Source organism: Nocardiopsis sp. N85, assembly GCF_028882275.1.
GTDB classification, from domain to species: Bacteria; Actinomycetota; Actinomycetes; order Streptosporangiales; family Streptosporangiaceae; genus Nocardiopsis; species Nocardiopsis lambiniae.
Window position 1 is genome coordinate 921,443 of record NZ_JARBUT010000001.1, and the last position, 17,087, is coordinate 938,529.

The window sequence follows — 17,087 nt, forward strand, 5'->3', positions numbered from 1 at the left end:
ACCGTTCTCCAGCGCGGCACCCCGCCGGCGGAGCCGTTTCGCGCACACGAACCGTCACGGAGAGCGGATGCGCCGCAACGGTCGGTCCGTATCCCTCACCGGGACCGGATCGCACCCTCGGCGCCCTCCGCCGACAACGCCCGCAGATCCGCCACGAGGATCTCGGCGACCCGCTCCTCGTGAACGGCGACGCCACGGGAGGACAGGGCGTCCGCCAGCCCTGGATCCCAGGGCGCCGCCGTGACCCGGCCCGGGTGCGGAGCCGCCGCCGTCCCCGCTGCCGCCGCCAGGTAGTCACCGACGCCCATACGCCAGGGGCGGGCACCGGTTCCGGCCATGACGTGGGCGGCGATGCGCAGGCCCTCCCCGTCGAAATCCCCGTGGTAGCGCAGTTCCGCTCCACTCCGGGACAACGACCGGAGCAGGGCGACGGCGGCGCCGCTCGGCCATCCCGCCGTGCAGACCAGAGGCGGACAGGCGCTCCCCAGCCCGCGTTGCGCCACGGCCAGGACCGACGGGTTCTCCACCACATGGACCACCGGGGCGGACCATGGCGGATGCGCGTCGGTGGACGACCGGTCCACGGACAGCTGGTCCAGGGTCACGACGGCGGCCCGTCCCGCGTCGGCCCACACACGAAGGGTCACGGCCAGGGGGCCGTCCCCCTCCGGGCGCAGACCCAGGGTCAGGACGGAACTGGAATGGACGTCGCAGTCCACCCCGAACGCCCCCCACAACGCCCTCCGGTCGTGCGCGTTACCGGGCACGGGCAGGTCGCGCAGCGCGGCCAGGGCCTTCAGCACCAGGTGGGCCAAGGGACTGCCGCCGTCCAGCGCGTGCGGGTCCCCGACGACCTCGGCCGCCAGGGCCGGCAACGGCCGACCGTCCTCGGCGGGCAGGGCCGCCACGACCCGCAACGCGTGCTCCAGCCGGACCCGGAACACCTCCGGCCCACCCCCGGGCACACCGTCCGCGCGCACCCGGTCCACCCAGTGCGACAGCGCCGGCTGGGCGACGACCACCGGGTGCCGCGACAGCCACGACCACAACCGTTCACGTTCGTCCGCGACCCGCTCCCGGTGGGCGGCACGGTCGCCGATCGGGCCGACGACCGCCTCCACCACGGACCTGACGTCCGCGCCCGAAGGCGCCAGCGCCTCCTCCAAGCGGTCCAGCCGCACCCTCACGGCGGGCCCCGGATAGGAGGGCAGCCCCAACAGGTCGGCCACGGCCTCCTGCGACGCCGCGTCCAGCCCCTTCACTGTCACCGAGCGCACCGACCTGCCGGAGGACAGCCGTTCGTGCAACGCCCCCCACAGGGGGAGGAGGGTGTCCTCCCCGAGGTGTCCGGGTACCTCCCCGGCGGCGTTCACCCGGTCTCCCCGGCGAATGCGTCGCTCTCCAGCTCCCCGCCCGTCCACACCCACCGGGCCGTGGTCACCGCGTCGTCGGCCTCATCGGGCTCCGCCGGGATCAACTGGTGGATGGCGATACCGTCGAGCTCGGCGTAGGTGCACCACTCGTGATCGCTGGTCAGCACCATGTCCAGGCCGAGATCGACCAGGAGCGCGAAGATCTGCCCCCGGTTGGCGCTGTCCACACCGACGAACACCTCGTCCAACAGGATGAACCGGGGAGCACCGGGATCGGTGGCGTAGTGCGCCGCGACCGCCGCGAACAACGGCAGGTGCAGCGCGATCGCCTTCTCCCCGCCGGAGAGCCCCCCGTGGGCGCGCCGGGTCAGCACCTGCCACCCGGCGCCGTCGTCCTTGTCCAACTCGACGGTGAACCGGTGCCAGGCGGTGTAGTCCAACACCTGGGCCAGGTACTCCTCCCACCCGGCCGGCGTGTCCCCGGCCCGCGCGTCGTCGATCCGCTCACGGAAGAACGCGTGCAGGGCCTCGCGGTCGGCCTCGCCCAGATTCCGAGGGTCGCGGATCAGTAGTTCCCGGGCGCGCAGGGTGCCGCTCGGCGCGTCCGGTGCCACCTCCCAGCGCAGCCGGACCGCGATCCGGGACGCCGTGCGCACCCGGGACAACCGCTCGTTCATCCCCTCGACCAGGCCCTGGGCCCGGCGCAGTCGGTCGGCGAGGTGACGTCGGGTGTCACCGGTCAACACCCGGTCGAACAGTGCGCGTTCCTCCTCGGTCAGGTCGCCGGACCGGACCCGCCGCTCCTCGACCAGAACGTCGTGCAACCCCCGGGCGCCGACCCGCACCCCGTCCACGAGCGCGCTCACCTGTTGGATCTCCTCATGGGTGACCAACTCCAGGAGCGCCCGTTCGGACAGCGCGTCCCGGGCGGTGTACACGGCCTCGGTGACCCTCGCGCGCGCCGTGCCGACCAGTTCGGGCGAGTGGTCGGCGCGGCCGGAGGCGGACGCCACGGCCCGCGCCGTCTCCAGCGTGCCGCGCACCGTGAACTCCTCGGGAACGGCCACGTCGATCCCCGAATCCTCGTACAGGGAGGTGCCCACGAGGGAACGGAAGTGCTCCGCCGCCGCGTCCCGCGCGGCCACCGCGACGGCGCTCGCGTTCCGCAGGGCGCGGACCTCGGTGAGCGTCACCCCCAGACCCTCCCTGAGGACGAGTCTCTCCTCCCGCAGATCCGCCAGCTCACGGCGCAGTTCCGTGGAACGCCGTTCCTTGGCCGCCACCTGCTCCTGGACCCGGCGGTGCTCCACCCCGACGGTGGCCTCCATCGTGTCCAGACGGGTCCGCAGGGCCCGCGCGTCGTCCTCGGCGACCAGGGCCGCTCCGGCCGACGCCTCGGCCTCCTCCTCGGAGCGCCGGGCGGTCTCGTCGAGCTCGTCGCGACGGGACCGCGCACCGAACAGCTCCACCTGATGGTCGAGCCGGTTCTCCACCGCCTCGCCCACGGCGGCCAACGCCTCGCGGACCGACTCCAGCGCCTCGGCGTCGACCGGCAGCCGGTGACGTGCCGCGAGGGAGTGGAGGTCCCGCTCGGCCGTCGCCACGAGGGGCAGATGCCCCTCCAGCCTTCGACGGCGCCGGTCCAGGCCCGTGCGCCGGTCGGCGACCCGTTGCTGTGCCGAACGCAGTTCACCGGCGGTCCCGCGGGTCTCGACGTCCGGGGGAAGCGCCGCCACTTCGGCGGCCAGCCTCCGTCGGCGTTCGGCCGCCTTCTCCCGCTCGGCGGAGACGAGGGCCGCGGCCCCGTCGAGTTCCTCCAGCCGTTCGGTGAGTTCGGCGATGGTGCGCGCCCGCGCCCGCTCTCGGGCCCGGGAACCGATGTGCGCGGGCTCCTCCTTGGACCAGTGGCCGTACACCGGACCCGTCCGCCAGTGCCCGTCGCCGCTCACCGCGACCACGGGACCGGCCTCCGCGCCCTCCGGTCCGGCGACGGGACCGCTCCCCGTATAGGCGACCCCGGCCAGGATCGCGCGCACACGCCCGGCGGGGACGGGGCTCTCCTCATCGACGACCAGCACCCGTGACAGGTCGGGCCCGGCGACGGGCCTCCCGGCGACCGCCACGACCGTGTCGCCGAGCACCCCGCCCGCCGGCACCGACCCGTCGGGCATGATCCAGGCGTCCAACAGCCCCGACGCCTCCAGCGCGGCCTCCACCCCGGCCTGCACGGACACGGGGATCCCCTCGGCGAAGGCCACCGTCCGCCACAGCGGGGCGCCGGGGCGCCCGGCCCGGTCGGCCGTCCGGGTGCGCGGCGCCACCGGGGCGACCTCCGTCGCCGTCTCCAGCTCCGCGATCGCACCGGCCACCTCGGCGCGTTCCCTTCCGACCGACTCGGCACGCCGCCGGTGCTCCTGGTCCAGCACGGCCAGGACCTCACCGGATCGCCGGTGCGCTTCGGCGACCACCGCGTGCGGTCCGGTACCGCCGTCCCGGTCGATCCCCTCGACCAGCGCCTCCGTCTCCGGCAGGGACAGCTCCACGCACTCCCGGGCCCACGCCTCCACGGCCCGGGTCAGATCCTCCATCCGGGACTCGTGCGCCGCCGCGGCCTTGCCCGCCGTCTCCTCGGCGTCGGCCAGATCCTCGGCCGCGTCCCCCAGGTCCGACTCCAGCTCCTCGCGGCGCCGCACCCGCTCCCGGCGCAGCTCCGCGGCCGTCCGGACCTCCTCGATCAGGGAACCCCGGTGCCGCACGGCGGCCCGCACCAACCGGCGGAACCGGCCCACGCCCTCCGGGCCCTCCGCGACCAGGGCCTTCTCCGCCTCCTCGACCACACCGGCCAGGTCGGCCCGCTCGGCCGTGCGGGCGACCTCGCCCCTCAGGGACGCCGTCTCCCGTTCGGCGCGCGCCGCCCTCTCCGCCGCCTCCCGTGCCCGGGTCCGGGCACGGGAGGCCCGCGCCCGCCGCTCCTCGGAGTCCCGCGCCCGCGCGTCCGCGTCCTCGCGGGCCTGGTCCGCGCTCGACCGCAGGATCTCGATGCCCGCGCCGGCGCGGTAGGCGTCGCCGTCCTTCAACCCCCGCAGCTCGTCGGAGAGGGTCTCGAACCGACGTTCCAGGCCCTTCTCCCGCTCGTCCAGCTCCTCCGATTCCGCCGTGATCCGCGCGGCCTCGACCTCGACCCTTTTGACCTCGGCCGCGGACCGGTCCATGGCACCGGTCGCGGAGACGAGCCCCGCCGCCGCGCCCCGGAGGACCCGGGAGGCGTAGACCCGCTGCCGGTCGGCGAGCGCCTTGGCGGCCTCGACCTCAACGGCCAGGGTCCGCAGTTCCTCACGGTGGCGGTCCAACCGCTCGAACCCGCCCGCGATGTCGGCGAGCTCCCCGTGCCCCAACGGCGGCAGGGCACTGGACAGCAGCGACGACAACAACCCCGGGTCCAACCGCTCGGAGAGTTTGGGGGTGCGCAACTGGAGCAGCGCGGTGATGAGCGCGTCATAGCGCGCCTGGTCCAAACCCGGGTACAACGAGGAGCGGACCGCCGACCGGTACTCCTCCGCCCCCGGGTACACCACCCCGTGCCCGGGACCCTCCACCACCTCCTTGAGCTGCTTGACGGTGAGCGGCTGCTCCTCCGGGGTGAGCAGCGCCAGGGACCCGCCCACACGCGCGGACGCGGTGAAGTACGTCGCCTTGACCGACGAGACGTCCCGGGTGGCCTGCAACCGGGCGCCCAGGGTCAGGTACTCGTTCCCGGAGGCGCCGGCCCGCTCGAACTCCAGCCACACGTAGCCCACCCGGGTCGCCCCCGGGTACCCGTGCCCGATCATGTTCCAGTGCATCACCCGCTCGCCGCCGCCGAAGGTCGACAACCGGTTCGGGCGCAGGCTCGCGTCCAACAGGAACGGCAACAGCAGTTCCAGCGCCTTGGACTTGCCCGTCCCGTTGCGGCCCCGCAGCAGCAGCCGCCCCCGGTGGAAGGCGAAGGTCTCCCGGTAGTACCGCCACACGTTGAGGATGCCCGCGCGGCTCGGCCTCCAGCGGCCGGGCGTCACCCCACCGGGCTCGTCGGTCATGCTCCTCCTTCGAAGTCGGAACGGTCCACGGCGTACCGGTGGGCCGCCGCAAGGGCTTGATGGGCACTCTCGCCCGGGAGGGAGCCGGGCGCGCCACGGGCCAGTCCGTGCCCCACCAGCACGTCCACCGCGGCCTCGGCCAACCGGGCGGCGCCACCCTCGGAACGGAAGGTCCTGGCCCAGGCGGGCCGCCGCTCCAGCAGCCCCTCCACCTCCCCGGCCAGGTCGGCGAACGGCACCGGCGCGGTCGCCGCCACCAGGACGTCGAGCAGCAGCAGGGCCGTCTGCTTCACATGCCCCTCACCGGGGAACCGGTCGTCGGTGGACCGCCCGTCCGCGTCCACCAGCAGGTACCCCTCGGCCCGTTCCTCCAGCAGGAACCCGGCCTCCTCGGCCGCCCGGCGCACCAGGGAGCGCCCGGTCAGGGTCGACGCGTACTCCGCCTCGGCCTCGCTCAGGTCGGCGGTGTACACCACCGGGTCGTCCAACAGGCGGCGCATCAGCGAATGCCGGGCCCACAGCAGGCGCTGGTTGTGGGTGGGAGCCGCCTCCACGGCGGCCTCGCCGTCCCCGGGACGGGGCCCGTACCGTTCCTCGACCACCAGGGCCGCCGGGTCCGGCCCGTCCCCGGCCGCACGCGACGGAGGAACCGGAGCGCTCAACAACCGGGCCAGCCGCGCCGTGTCCGCCCGGTACAGCACCAGCGCGTCGGCCCCCGCCAGATACGACTCGGTACCGCCGTCCACGGCGGTGATGGCCCCGTAACGCTCCAACAACAGCAGGGCGTCCACCAGGGCCGCCCGCTCGGCCCGCACCGAGGAGTCGAAGTCGGCGATGTCGTCCTCCACCGCGCACGTGTGCGCCACCCGCTGGGCGAGCAGACCGATCGTGGTCCGGCTCAACACCGTCAACTCCGCCGCCGCCAGGAAGAACAACGTGTACCGCCGCCGATCGAACGGCGTACCGGTTCCGCGCACCCGCCGGGCCGGACGCGGCACGGCCACGTGGGAGTCGACGGCGCGCACCTTGGCCAACCGGGCGTACCCGTGCCGGGGCTCCACCGTCAACGCCCACCCGCAGAAGTAGTCGAACCACGCCGTCAACTCCGTGCGCCGGCGACGCACCACCGTGAACGCCGCCTCGTCCGTCTCCCGGGTGAGCAGGGGAGAGGCGAGCAACGCCCGGATGCCCACGGTCATCTCGTACCTGACCTCGTCCACCCTGCGGTTGGCCGACCGCGCCGACGAGACCCTCACCGCGCCTCCCCCTCGGGCACCGTCGCCGCCCCGGGGACACCGATCGACACCACGTGGTCCGGACCGGTGAACACCCCCAGCGGCGTGCGCAACGTCGCCACCCGGCCGTCCCCGGCCGCGAGCAGCACGATCTCCATCCGCCCGTCGGAGGTCAGGGCGCGACGCGCGCCGTCCCCCGAGACGGGCTCGGACAACGCCCGACCGAGCAACGACAACAACTCCTCGAACACATCGTGCTCCAACCCCCCGAACGCCGACAACCGCACCGGACCGTCGGTGGCCAGCAGCCGGAGGGCCCGCTCCATCTCCGCGCGCTGGGCCAGCGCCCGCTCCCGTCTGCGCTCACCCACCTCGCGCACGTCCCGGACCCGCGCGGTCCGGGCGACTCTCCCCGAACGCCCCGACGAACGCAGGTTCGGCGACACCGGGACCGGGTCGGCCTCCTCGGCCGCCCACGAGGTCCCCGGAGCGATCGACTCCCCGTCCTCATGGCCCAGGACCGCGTGCCGGGCGGGGGAGAGACCGGTCAGCGCCGACCACAGTCGGTGCCGCTCCTCCTCCGTGCCCGACCGCGCGAACCACCGCGCGGCGGTGCGCAGGTCCTCGGCCGTGCTGGAGGCCCGGCGCCGTGACTCGGTGATCCGCTCCAGGGTCTCCAGCAACGAACCGATGGCCCGCCGCGCCACCTCGTGCAACCTGCGCACACCCTCCTGGCCGTCCGCGGTGGGGGCGAACCACAACCGCAACCCCGACCACTTGGCGCGCCTGCCCGCCATCCAGTCCGCGCGCGTCCGGTCCCCGGCGCTCGGCGGCAGGTTCGCCCCGTTCAGCGCGCGCTCCAACACCCGCTCGATCCCGTGCCCCTCCACGCGCACCAGCGCGTCGGCGATGGTCCGGGCCCGCTCCTCCAGGTTGTCGACGAACGCGTCCAGGTACCCGACGGTGGCCCGCTTGACCTCGTGGAAGGTGTCCAGGTCGGCGCCGTCGGCGCGCAGCAGCCGCTGGAGTTCGTTGTTGAAGCGCTTGGTGTTGTCCCGGAGCGAGTCCAGGTGCCCCTCCAACTCCTGGAGGGCGATGAAGACCCGGTTGTCGGCGGCGGGATCGTCATCCCCCGTCAACAGGTGCAGGGCGGTCAGCCGATCGGCGATGGCGTCCAGGACCGCGGCCTGGAGGGCGCCCTTCTCCTTCAGCCGTTCCAGGGTCACCCGCACCCCGGCGAACTCGGCCTCTCCGCGCACGGTCAGCGTGTACTGGACGTTCTTGCGCTCGAACTCGGCGGCGGTGGCGTACCCGGCCGTGTAACTCTGCGAGGACTCCACCAGCCCGAGCGTCTCCAGGTGCCGCAGCGCGGCCTCCACCTCGTCCTGTTCCACCGGTTCGCCGAACCCGGTGTCGGGCAGCCGGGTGTGCACCTGCTCCAACAGCAGCGCCGTCTCCAGCCGTTCGTTGGCGTCGTTGAACACGTGCAGGATCGCGAAGTACAGATCGCGGCGACCGCCGACGGTGAAGTCGAAGACCCTGGCGGGAAGCCGCTCGAAACCGTGCATGCCCCATCCGTTCCCACTCACGGCGCCATCCGATCGACCCCACCGTACTCGGACGCCGTACCGTGTTCGATCCCGTGGATTCCCTCGAAAACGGCGCACGTACCGGAACACCCCGTTACCGTCGAGGCCATGACCCACGAGACCCTTCCGGAACCCCTCCAGGACGTGATCTCCCCGCGACTGTGGGAGGTGATCCGCGGCCTGGACCTCCCCCGGGAGTTCCTGACCGACCTCGTCGACTTCCCCCACGAGGTCGGCGACGTCCTCCTCGACACCGTGGAGTACCTGGAACGCGCCGACCGGCCCGACGCCGCCCGCCGCCTCCTGGAGGCGGTCCGCGCCGACGCGCCGACCCGAGAGAGCGGCCAGTACGCGGCCTACTCGCTGGCCGACCGGCTCCGCGAGGACGGCGCCACCCGGGACGCCGACGCGATCATCGACGTGCTCGTCGGCGACCCGGCGCTCATGCCCGGCCCCGCGCACCTGCTCGCCGAACTGCTCGAAGAGCTGGGCGACGTCGAGAGGGCGCTGCGCTGCTTCAACATCGCCTGCCGCGACGCGCTCTCCCGACCCGCCGACGACCTCGAACCGGACGACGCCCTGGAGGTGATGACCCTCCAGGGACGCGCCCGGACGCGCGAGCGGCTGGGCCTGCCCGAGGACGACCACGACCGGGCCGCCCGCCTCGCCTTCGACGGCCTCTCCGACACCCTGGGCGCCTTCGACGACGAGTACCCCGACGACCCCGTCCTCCTCCAGGGCGTCCGGCCGGTCTTCTCTCGCGACTCCCTGCCCCGCGCCCGTCAGGCCGGACTGACCGACGCGACCACGCCGGAGAACGACCACTACACCGACGCCGAACGCGAACTCCGCGCGGGCAAGCGCGAGCGCCCCGAGACCCGCTTCTTCACGGTCACCGCCGACGCCGACGAGGTCGCCGCGTTCTCACGCGCCCACCCCCTGTCGCCCGGCGAGGACCCCCTCACCACCTGGGCGGAGGAAACGATCCCGGAGGACTCCCCGCGCCTGTCCCCCTGGCCGCCCGGCCGCAACGAACCCTGCTGGTGCGGCTCCACCCGCAAGTACAAGAAGTGCTGCGGCACCCCGGCCCTGTCCTGACCCGCCTGCCCGGGCGTGCGTCGACGGGCCGCGGACCGGGCACCGGCCCAAGCGAAGGTTCATGGCCGTACTCCGCCGACCTGCGCCGGGACGGGCCGTGAAACCCGTTCCGCGCCGGGTCCGCTCTTGGCCGCCCCTCTTCCTCACGGCGTGTTCCGCCGGAGACGGGAGCGTGGAAGGTACCACCGCCGCCCGGGCCACCGTTGACGCACCTTCCCGGGTCCGGTCCGCCGGATCCCCCCGTCACACCCGGGGGGATCCACCCGTCACCTCCGGTTCACCGGGAGCGGGTGCCATCCGTCGGACCACCACCCCCAGGATCTGTTCCTCGGGGCAGGGCCCGTGGGCTCGGGAGTCCGAACTCAGCACGTTGTCGCCCAGCAGTGCCACATGCCCTCGCGGGCACGTTCCCCGGAGGCCGACCTCCACCGGGTACCGGTCGCCTCCTACGGCGACCACCCGCTTGATGTACCACCCCCGGCCGGTGACCCTCCCGTCCAACGGGGCCGACTCGCGCCAACCGGTCACCGGGTCGGGCTCGCCCACGACCACCACGCCGTCCGTCGCCATGCCGGACAGGCCGCGGCGGACCAGCACCCGGTCTCCGGGCCGGTAGGTCGGTGTCATGCTCGTTCCCCGCACGGTGATCACCACATAGCGGCGGTGCAGCCACCAGGCCACCGCCCCGAGGGCGGTGAGTATCAGCACCACCAGACCCAGCACCGCACCCAGGATCACGCCATCACCTCGTCCGGTTCCGCGGGCGGGGCACCGGGTGCGTCGCCGCCGGTGTACCCCTCGGCCTGGAGGGAGAACAACCGGGCGTACTCCCCGCCCCTGCCCATCAGTTCCCCGTGGTCGCCCCGCTCGGTGATCACACCGTCCTGTAGGACCACGATCCGGTCCGCGCCGCGTACCGCCCCCAACCGGTGGGAGATCATCACCGTCGCGGCCCCGTCGCGCAGGGTCCGCAGCTGGTCCTGCACCCTCCGCTCGGCCTCCGGGTCCAGTCCCGAGGTCGGCTCGTCCACGATCAGCAGGTCCCGGCCCCGCCGCATCAGCGACCGTGCGATCGCGAGCTTCTGCCACTGGCCGCCGGACAGGGTCGTGCCCGATGCCGTGTCCCCGTCCCCGTCCTCCGACTGGTAGAAGACACGGGAGAGCACCGTGTCGTACCCGTGCGGCATCTCCTCGATGAACCCGTCCGCCCCGGCCGTCCGTGCGGCCTCGCGGACCCGGTCACCGTCGTCCCTGTCCTCCAGGGCCCCGAGCGCGATGTTCTCCCGCACGGGCAGTTCATACGACATGAAGTCCTGGAAGACCGCGCTCATCCGGTTCCGCAGCGCCTCCGGGTCCACCTCGCGTATGTCCGTCCCGTCCCACAGCACCCGGCCCCGGGTCGGGTCGTACATGCGGCACAGGAGCTTGACCAGGGTGCTCTTGCCGGCGCCGTTGAGCCCCACCAGCGCCAGCGACCCCTGCGCGGGGATGGTCAGCGACACCCCCTTGAGCACCCACGGCCCGTCGTCGGTGTACCGGAACCACACGTCCTCCACCTCGATCCCCTCACGCAGCCGCGCGAGGGGACGCGGATCGGCCGGAACCGGGAGGTCCGAGGGTGTGGAGACCACGTCCTGGTAGTGGCCCAGCAACAGCAGGGCCTGGTAGGCGCCGGTCAGGCTCCCGACGATGCCGCCCAGGGACGACTGGACCCCCGCGACCGCCGCGATGAACGCCGACACGTCACCGATCGTGAACTCCCCGCGCAACGCGCCCGCCACCATCCACACCAGGCCGCCCGCGGACACCAGCGCGCCCAGCAGGGCCAGGGGCCCGTGGGTGAGGACCATCTTGCGGTCCAGGCGCTCCTCGGCGTCGTTGATCCGGAGCAGTTCACCGCGCATCCGCCCCAGCAGGAACCCCCCGGCGCCGAACAGGCGGGTCTCCTTGATCGCCGCCGGGTCCAGCATCAGCTGCTGGTAGAACATCTGCCGGCGCATGCGCGGACTCATCTGCCACAGCATCCCGGCCCGCTCGCGGTTGAGCATCATCTGCACGAACAGCATCGGCAGGGCGGACGCGACCGTGATCGCGGTGATCACGGGGCTGATGGTCAGGAGGATGCCGAGGAAGCCCGTGATCGTCAGGGCCCAGCGCACGGTTCCGAACAGCGACCCGAGGATCTCCTCCGGAGCGGTGGTCGCCGACGTCTGCGCCATCCGCAACCGGTCCAGGAAAGCCGGGTCCTCGAACCGGCGCAGCCCCGCGATCCGGTTGACCGCGCCGTACAGGCGCTGCTGCACGAGCAGTGCCACCGCACGCTTCAGACGTGAGCTCAGGTAGGTCAGCACGTACTCGGACAACGCGGAGACCAGGGTGAACGCCCCGAGGAACACCACGAGCAGCAGGGGCGCCTCCACCAGCGGCCCCGGGACGCCCCCGGCGCCGTCACCGGCCTGGAGGATGTCCAGGAGCCACTTGGTGACGAGGGTGACCCCGGCGGGCAGGACGCCGGCCACCACCGTCAGGGCGGAGTACAGGGCCAGCGACCAGGGGGCCGCCCGCCAGGCGATCTCCAGCGAGTGGAGGGCCCGCACACACGTGGTGCGCGGACCCATCCCGTCCCTGGGGGCGGACTCGTCCGGGCCCGAGGACATCAGGCCTCCAGGAAGGCGGCCGCGACGCTCCTGACCTCCACGCCGGAGCGCACCACCACACCGTCGGCGTCGGCGAGGATGATGGCGGGGATGCCGCCGGGTGAGAACGCCAGGCCCACCTCGTCGCCGAGGCTCTGCATGACGATGGTGGCGTGCCCCTCCAGGACGGAGGTGTAGGCGTCCGCGTCGGCCTCGGGGTCCTCGTGCCCCACGAACGCGATGACCTGCTCGGGGGACAGCCCCGCGTCCCCGGCGAAGTCCACCAGGGGCTGGAGCTGCTTCTTGCAGCTGCCGCAGCTGGTGTCGAAGAACGCGTACACCGCCCGGTCGCCGAGCCGCTCCTTGGCGGAGACCTCGATCCCCTCCCTGGTCGTGGCGGTGAACTCCGGGACGGCCCGGCCGGCCGGGACCTCCTCCAGGTCCGGGAACACGGGGAACGCCCCTGCCTGCCCCGGGTTCTCCGAATGGCGCAGGCGGCGCACCAGCGCCAGGGTCAGTACCAGGTTGAACAGCGTGAGAGCGGTCAGTACCACGACCGCCGCGATGAGGACTCCCATCACGTTCTCCAGGTTCTATGCGTGGGGGAGGGGCGTGGACGGCGTGCCGCCCGCTCCGGGACTGAAGAGGTCGACGAGGTCGTCGAAGTAGAACGCCACCGCCGTGACGGCGACGGCGGCCGCCAGCGCCACGGCCGCCCCGCCCGGCGTCGGGAGCTCGGGCCCGAGCGCGAGGGAGCACCCCAGGCCGGCGGCGGCGAGCACGGTCAGCACGGCGTTGCGCCACACGTGCGGCCACCCCAGCGCGGACTCGGCCTTGCCGAAGCACGAGCACGTGACGGCTTTCTCCGCGCGCACGGAGTACAGGGCGAGCAGGGCGAACGCCGCGAACAGGAGGGTGGCCGCGACCAGGGCGGGCACCCTCGCCCACGCCCCGGCGAGCAGGGCGGCACCCACGAGCAGCTCGACCGCGACGTGCGTGTGGGAGGCGGCACGGGCGGGGAAACGCGGAACACGAAGGCGTTCGGCCAGGTCCGACCAGGTCCGGAGGTTGGCCTCACCGCGGATCTTGGACAGCCCGGAGGTGAGGAAGATCCCGGCGACCGCGGTCTGTAGGAAGAACGTGGTGAGTACGAGCAAGGGGGTCCGCTTCACAGGTCACAGGTCACGGGGGATCGGGGGAGGAGGGGCCGGCGCGGCCCCGTCCGGTGGCGGGGCCACGCCGGCCGGGGGGATCAGCAGTCGCAGGCGATGGTCACCCACGAGCCGCAACGGGCCTCGCCGCCCTGCAGGCAGCACTCACGGCGCTGCCTGTACACGCGGCGGGAGCAGCTGCTGCTGACGCAGCGGTACTGGTAGCCGCACGGCGCGGCGGCGGCCTGGGCCTCGACCCGGGGGGTGAAGCGTTCGAGGATCCGGTCGGCGAAACGAAGGAGGGGGGAGGCCTTCATGGAACAACCTTTCTCTCATCACGCCCTACTGTGGGGCGACATCAGCACCTTAAATGTTGAACGACCTATTACGCCAGGCTTATTGGATATGTTGCCGGGAGTTAACAGGGGCAATCGGAACAGCGGAAACTATGGGAACAACCGAAACAGCAGAAACAACAGGAACAGAGGTGGTGAGATCCTCGCATTCCATGATCCCATCAATCGAAGTGCGGTGACGTGCTTGCCACGGTGCGGAAACGCCGGTTCTCGGTGTCGGCCCGACCTGCCGAGGAGGGCTTTCCCCGTCTCCCCGGGCGGCCGGTCCCGCTCGTCCGAAAATGAGAGCAACTCAATGAATCCGCATATATGAAAAACGCGCATGGTGGTGTCGCGTTTTTCTATTCGGTGGCGGTGCGTGAGAAATTCGGGGATTCTCTGCCGACAGGGAACCGTTCGGGTCGTGGTACCGAAATGGTGGAGGGGGTGCCGGGGCCGGTCGGTCCTGTTCGGGACGCCGCCGGAATCAAGGAGACGGCAGGGGGCGCCATCTCCGCACCCGCGCCGTCAACGTTCGAGGCCCATCCGGTCGAGCTCGGCCATGAACCGCCGCTTGCGCCGGTGCTCGGTCCGCAGCCCGTCGACGAACGCCCGCGCCTCCTCCGGCCGGCCCAGGCGCTCGTACAGCCGGTGCACCTTCCGGGCCAGCTCGGCCGCCTCCGGGTACAGCGCCGGATCGGTCGGCCGCACCTTCGCTGCGACCCGAGGCAGGTACACCCCCAGGGCGTCCTGCGGATGCGAGGTCTCCCGCAGCGCGGCGACCCGCAGCCACTGGCGGTCGTCGCAGCCGTGCTCGACGGCGGCCTCCCACGCCTCCCGCGCGCTCCCCTCGTCCAGCAGAACCTCGACCAGGGTGCTGGGGTAGCCGGGGTGGCGCCGACTTGCGGCGGATTCCCGCAGTACCGCGAGTGCCCGCTCCCGCACCCCCGGCCACTCCTGCTCCGGGGTGTCCTCGCGCAGGGCCCGGTAGGTCCGCACCTCCGGGGAGCGTTCGAACACCGTCCACCGCAGCCGCCGGACCTCCGCCTCCCGGCCGGCCTCCCGATGCGCGCGGACCGCGTAGTCCACGAGCCGCTCGTCCACTCGGCCGGTGCCCTTCTCCAGGCCTTCGCACGCCCAGCGCAGGGCCTCCTTCCGGCGGCCCGCCGCGTGCAGGGCGTTCACGATCCCCGCGTAGTACACCCGGTCCCCGTGCGAGGCGTACAGCTCGACCAGGAGGTCGGTGTCGCCGGTGACCCGGGCGAACTCGGTCATCAGGAAGTGCGCGGAGCAGTCCTCCTTCGGTCGTTCGGACCGGATCCGGGACAGCTCCTCCCGGTAACGGTCCATCCCCTGCTCGCCCAGGGCGTCGGCGACGTGCTCCACCGCCTCCGCGTACCCCCGGGCCTGCCCGTACTCCACGAATCCGTTGACGCGCAGCGCCCGGTCGATCAGGGCGCGCAGGGCGGCCAGGTCCACCTCACCGCCCGCACCGGCGACCGCACGCATCTCCAGGCGGTCGCGCACCTCGGGGGAGGACGCGGCGATCTCCAGCACTAGGTCGACGAGTTCGCCGTGGCCGAGCGACTCCAGGTGCCCGCCACGGCCGGGGTCTCCACACCGTGTTCGACGTTGAACAGGTGGACCGGCCCCAGCGCCACCGCGTGCTTGCAGAAGTTCCCCTCCTCCGCCCACGGGCAGTCGCGGCGCCAGGACATGCCGGCGGCCGGCGGGGTGAGTTCCACCCGGTAGGGGAGGGACCCGGTGACGGTGCCGCGCACCGTGTCCCCGTCCACGGTCAGGCCGGTGACCTCGGAGACGCCGTCGACACCGCGCTCGTAGGATCGCCGCCCGGCGAGTTCGAGGAGGTCCTCCCTGGAGAAAGTGCGCATGTCGACATTCGACACCCCGCGCACGTGCGTCCGGGGCCGTTCCGGAACGATCACCTGGCCGGGGCCCACCCGCCCCCGACGACAGGCCCGGCGTCCTCGCGGCCGACCCCGTGCCGGGAGCCCCGGGGCCACCCGCCCCACCGCGCCGACGGTCCGCGGAGCGGTGGCGCGGACGCATCCGGCCCCCGGAGTCAGCGGAGCGTCTGAGCGCCGATGACCGACAGCATCTGGAGTTTCTCGTGGCTTTCGGTGCCGGGGATGGCGGTGTAGACCAGCAGTAAGTGGGCCTGGTCCGGGTCGAGGAGCCGCTGGCAGGTCAGCTCCAGCGCGCCGACCTCGGGGTGGACGAAGCGTTTGACGTCGTGGGGGCGTATCCCGATCTCGTGGTCGTCCCACACCCGCCGGAACTCCTCGCTACGGGCCAGCAGCAGTTCGGCCAGGTGGGCGGCGCGGGACCGCGGGCCGCGGAGGGTGACGAGTCCGCGCAGTCCCGCGGCGTACATCCGGGTCAGGAAGGGGTGTTCCTCCGGTGCGTGGATCCGTCGGGCGGCGGGGTCGGTGAACCACCGGTACCCCACGCTGCGGGCGGGCCCGGTGTACCGCGTCGTGTCCCCGGTCAGCGCGACGCCCATCGGGGACTGTCGCAGGGTCTCGCCGAGTTCGGTGACGATCTCGGCGGGTGTGTCGTCCAAGCGGTCGAGCACGCGCAGGAGCCCGGGGGCGACGTGTTCGTTGGAGGTGCCCCTGGGGGGCGGGTTGTGGCCGGCCAGGCGGAACAGGTGGTCGCGCTCATCGAGCGACATGTGCAGGCCCTGGGCGATCGAGGCGAGCATCCGGTGCGAGGGCTGGGGACCGCGTTCCCGCTCCAGGCGGGAGTAGTAGTCGACCGACATGTGGCACAGCGACGCGACCTCCTCGCACCGCAGCCCGCTGGTCCTGCGGCGCCGCCCGCGCGGCAGGCCGACGTCCTCGGGTTGCAGTGCCTGACGCCGGTTGCGGAGGAACTCCGCCAGCCCGGTGCGATCGATCACGCGCTCCTCCTTCTCGGGTGCCGTCTTGCTTCCCACCGTCCTGTCTACCGCTCGCGGACGCCGGTAGCCACGGCCCGCCGATCCCCCCGTACCGAGCGCGGAGGCGGACCGCCGAGCCTGTGATCGGCAGGTCCTGGATAGGTCCGCGCCCCCCGCCCAGGATCGGTGTCCAGGCCCGAGCGGGGCCGGGGAGGCGAGCGGACATGCCGTCGCCGACCGCCCGCGCGGACCGGGAGTCACGGGTCCCCCGGCGGCAGCCCGTCGGCGAACCCGCCACCACGACATCAAGGAGCAGGACCATGCCACGTCGACCCATCGACATCACCATGCCGGACCTGTCCGGAAAGCGCGCCGTCGTCACCGGTGCGAGCGACGGGATGGGCCTGGGGATGGCCGCGCGGCTGGCCGCCGCGGGTGCCGAGGTGATCATGCCGGTCCGCAACCCGGGCAAGGGCGAGGCCGCGATCGCCCGGATCCGGAGCGCGACACCCCACGCCGAGGTCTCGCTGCGGGGCCTCGACCTGTCCTCGCTCGACTCGGTCGCGGCCCTGGGCGACACCCTGCGTGAGGAGGGACGGCCGATCCACATCCTCATCAACAACGCCGGCGTGATGAGGCCACCGAACCGACAGACCACGGTCGACGGGTTCGAGCTGCAGTTCGGCACCAAC

Annotated in this window: 14 protein-coding genes; 2 read left to right on the top strand and 12 right to left on the bottom strand. The window is 72.9% G+C overall.

Annotated features, from left to right (window positions below; translation table 11 throughout):
- Positions 1-95: 95 nt before the first annotated feature.
- Genes PWG71_RS03950 through PWG71_RS03965 form a run of 4 tightly spaced genes read right to left on the bottom strand, consistent with a single transcriptional unit; the run spans position 96 to position 8,273 of the window.
- Complete coding sequence (locus tag PWG71_RS03950) at positions 96-1,373, bottom strand: TIGR02679 family protein (RefSeq protein ID WP_274808072.1); 1,278 nt, start codon at positions 1,371-1,373, stop codon at positions 96-98.
- Entirely contained in the window at positions 1,370-5,449 is a 4,080-nt protein-coding gene (locus PWG71_RS03955; protein ID WP_274808073.1) for a TIGR02680 family protein, read from the bottom strand. The genes PWG71_RS03950 and PWG71_RS03955 overlap by 4 nt, the downstream gene beginning before the upstream one ends.
- Complete coding sequence (locus tag PWG71_RS03960; RefSeq protein WP_274808074.1) at positions 5,446-6,705, bottom strand: TIGR02678 family protein; 1,260 nt, start codon at positions 6,703-6,705, stop codon at positions 5,446-5,448. The genes PWG71_RS03955 and PWG71_RS03960 overlap by 4 nt, the downstream gene beginning before the upstream one ends.
- On the bottom strand, positions 6,702-8,273 hold the full coding sequence (locus PWG71_RS03965; protein WP_274808075.1) for a TIGR02677 family protein: 1,572 nt from the start codon (positions 8,271-8,273) through the stop codon (positions 6,702-6,704). The genes PWG71_RS03960 and PWG71_RS03965 overlap by 4 nt, the downstream gene beginning before the upstream one ends.
- 108 nt (positions 8,274-8,381) lie before the next feature.
- Between PWG71_RS03965 and PWG71_RS03970 the strand changes: the two genes are divergently transcribed.
- Positions 8,382-9,371 carry an SEC-C domain-containing protein gene (locus tag PWG71_RS03970; RefSeq protein WP_274808076.1) on the top strand — a complete coding sequence of 330 codons (990 nt, stop codon included), beginning with the start codon at positions 8,382-8,384 and terminating at the stop codon, positions 9,369-9,371.
- A 243-nt stretch (positions 9,372-9,614) separates the two neighbouring features.
- On the opposite strand, the gene PWG71_RS03975 is transcribed toward PWG71_RS03970, so the two are convergent.
- From PWG71_RS03975 to PWG71_RS04010, 8 genes are all read right to left on the bottom strand, one after another.
- A complete protein-coding gene (locus tag PWG71_RS03975; protein ID WP_274808077.1) occupies positions 9,615-10,109 on the bottom strand; it encodes a S24/S26 family peptidase in 495 nt (164 codons plus the stop codon).
- Entirely contained in the window at positions 10,106-12,028 is a 1,923-nt protein-coding gene (locus PWG71_RS03980) for an ABC transporter ATP-binding protein (RefSeq protein ID WP_274808078.1), read from the bottom strand. Before PWG71_RS03980 ends, PWG71_RS03975 begins: the two co-directional genes overlap by 4 nt.
- Positions 12,028-12,585 carry a TlpA family protein disulfide reductase gene (locus tag PWG71_RS03985; RefSeq protein WP_274808079.1) on the bottom strand — a complete coding sequence of 186 codons (558 nt, stop codon included), beginning with the start codon at positions 12,583-12,585 and terminating at the stop codon, positions 12,028-12,030. Before PWG71_RS03985 ends, PWG71_RS03980 begins: the two co-directional genes overlap by 1 nt.
- Before the next feature lie 15 nt (positions 12,586-12,600).
- Complete coding sequence (locus tag PWG71_RS03990) at positions 12,601-13,164, bottom strand: MauE/DoxX family redox-associated membrane protein (protein WP_274808080.1); 564 nt, start codon at positions 13,162-13,164, stop codon at positions 12,601-12,603.
- 95 nt (positions 13,165-13,259) lie between these two features.
- Positions 13,260-13,475 (bottom strand): hypothetical protein, encoded by a 216-nt coding sequence (locus PWG71_RS03995; RefSeq protein WP_274808081.1) that lies wholly within the window; start codon positions 13,473-13,475, stop codon positions 13,260-13,262.
- A gap of 546 nt (positions 13,476-14,021) precedes the next feature.
- On the bottom strand, positions 14,022-15,050 hold the full coding sequence (locus PWG71_RS04000) for a DUF6880 family protein (RefSeq protein ID WP_274808082.1): 1,029 nt from the start codon (positions 15,048-15,050) through the stop codon (positions 14,022-14,024).
- On the bottom strand, positions 15,050-15,385 hold the full coding sequence (locus PWG71_RS04005) for an SWIM zinc finger family protein (protein ID WP_274808083.1): 336 nt from the start codon (positions 15,383-15,385) through the stop codon (positions 15,050-15,052). The genes PWG71_RS04000 and PWG71_RS04005 overlap by 1 nt, the downstream gene beginning before the upstream one ends.
- Before the next feature lie 191 nt (positions 15,386-15,576).
- Positions 15,577-16,416: a helix-turn-helix transcriptional regulator gene (locus PWG71_RS04010; RefSeq protein ID WP_274808084.1), complete on the bottom strand. Its 840-nt coding sequence runs from the start codon at positions 16,414-16,416 to the stop codon at positions 15,577-15,579.
- A gap of 299 nt (positions 16,417-16,715) precedes the next feature.
- On the opposite strand from PWG71_RS04010, the gene PWG71_RS04015 reads away from it, so the two are divergent.
- Positions 16,716-17,087, top strand: a 372-nt coding sequence (locus PWG71_RS04015; RefSeq protein WP_274808085.1) for an SDR family NAD(P)-dependent oxidoreductase, incomplete at its 3' end; no start/stop codon positions are given.